Below are 1,895 nucleotides of genomic sequence, written 5' to 3' on the forward strand. Positions count from 1 at the left end.
GGCCACGGCGCCGCCGCCAACAGGGCGACCACCGCCGCGGCGTAGCAGGCCAGCGCGAACCACACCGCGGCCCGGGCCCCGAGCACGGTGGCGACGGACTTCAGGTCCGCCTCGCGGTCGAAGCGGACGTCCTGCACGGCCCCGAAGGCCTGCGAGGCCGCACCCCACAGCATGAACGCGATCAGGCACGCCCACACCCCCCCGGTCAGTTCCGCACCGGCGATGGTCCAGCCGACGATCGCCGGGGAGACGAAGTGGAACGCGGAGGTGAGCGAGTCCAGGAACGGGATCTCCTTGAACCGCAGACCCTTGGCGCTGTAGGCGATCACCGCGAACGCGCTCGCGGCGAGCCACAGGGACGACTCCACCGTCCCCGTCAGCACCAGGTACACGAGGAACGGCACGGTGGTCACCGCCGAGGCCACGAGGGTGGCCGTGTGACGGGACCGCTCGAGCACCGACCCCTCGACCCCGCCCTTGCGGGGGTTGCGCAGGTCGGACTCGTAGTCGAAGACGTCGTTGATCCCGTACATCGCGAGGTTGTACGGCACCAGGAAGAAGATCGTGCCGATCACGCCGACGAGGTCGAACCCCCCGGTCGCCAGGAAGTACGCCAGGGCGAACGGCGCGGCGGTGTTGACCCACGACACCGGCCGGGACGACCAGAACAGCGTGGTGAGCAGTCCCGGCGTCCCGGGCCGCTCGGGGGTGCGGACCTCGTCGTCGTCGCCGGGCTCCGGGGCGCGCGTCAGCAGCGCGTCCCCCCTCCCCGACACCGTCGGGCTCCCCACCTCGGCCCCGACCCGGGGTGACGCGGTGAGCAACGCCCACACCGACGGCACGAAGACCGCCGCGGCCACGGCGTAGGCGAAGTCCTCGATGGGCGCCACACCCAGGCGGATGCCGCTGGTGAGCGAGTCGTCATAGGCCACGAGCCCGGCCGAGATCATGATGTTGTCGAAGACCGCGGTGAGGATCATGAGGATCAGCAGCGCGCCGCCGACCCCGATCAGCCACCGGCGTCTCTCGGGCCCGCGCAGGCGCCAGGCCGCGAGGAGGGCCACGGCCACCACGGGGATGGACATGGTGAGGTTGAGGGTCGTGTACAGGCTGGTCACCGGCGTTCCCCCGTCATCCGGGAGGGCCGGGACGCCCTGGCCGCCCGGGAGTCCCGCGCGTGGTCGACCGCGCGCGAGACCCCCGCCGCGCACACCAGCGCGAGGTGGGACAGGAACGCCAGGAACACGACCTCCTCGAACGGGATCTCCGGCGCCACCAGCAGCCCGGTCATGAAGTCGGTCTGTCCGCGGAAGAACACCCCGCTGCGCACCCCGAGCACGTCCCAGGTGAGCAGCAACGCCACGGAGGCGGTGACGGCGAGCGCCGCGGCGGCGGGCGCACGGAACGCCGCCAGCTTCCAGCGGTGGTCGATCACCAGGATCCCGGCGAAGGAGACCACCTGGACCAGGAGATAGGACAGCCCGATCACCTGTCGAACACCGTGCCCCCGCCGGGCTCCGCCACCGGGGCGGTCCCCGTGTCGCCACGGACGTGTTTGAGCACCAGCTCGGCGCTGATGAGGCACATCGGCAACCCGATCCCGGGGATGGTGGACGCCCCCGCGTAGTAGAGACCGTCGACGTGCCTGGAGACGTTGCGGGTCCGGAAGAACGCGCTCTGGGCCAGCGTGTGGGCGGGGCCGAGGGCGGTGCCGCGCCATGCGCCGAGGTCATCTTCCAGGTCCGCCGGCGCGATGGTGCGACGGACGACCACCCGCTCGGCCAGGTCCGGGATCCCGGTCCAGTCGGCGATCTGGGCGATGGCCTGGTCGGCCGCCGCCTCGATGGTCGCGTCGCCCGCGCCGTCCACGCCGCCGTGGCCGAGACCCGGGTCGA

General features: G+C 72.2%; 2 protein-coding genes and 1 pseudogene. All 3 read right to left on the reverse strand.

Translation table 11 applies throughout. The annotated features are described in order from the left end of the window. Positions 1-1,118: prenyltransferase (locus G6021_RS17930; RefSeq protein WP_182641646.1), on the reverse strand; the 1,118-nt coding region annotated here is incomplete at its 3' end. Next, on the reverse strand, positions 1,115-1,489 hold the full coding sequence (locus G6021_RS15230; RefSeq protein WP_179523180.1) for a lycopene cyclase domain-containing protein: 375 nt from the start codon (positions 1,487-1,489) through the stop codon (positions 1,115-1,117). The genes G6021_RS17930 and G6021_RS15230, both read right to left, overlap by 4 nt. Further along, positions 1,486-1,895: pseudogene (locus G6021_RS15235) on the reverse strand (phytoene desaturase); the annotation flags it as partial. The gene G6021_RS15230 and the pseudogene G6021_RS15235, both read right to left, overlap by 4 nt.

The organism is Dietzia sp. CW19 (genome assembly GCF_014145265.1).
Classification (GTDB): Bacteria; Actinomycetota; Actinomycetes; order Mycobacteriales; family Mycobacteriaceae; genus Dietzia; species Dietzia natronolimnaea.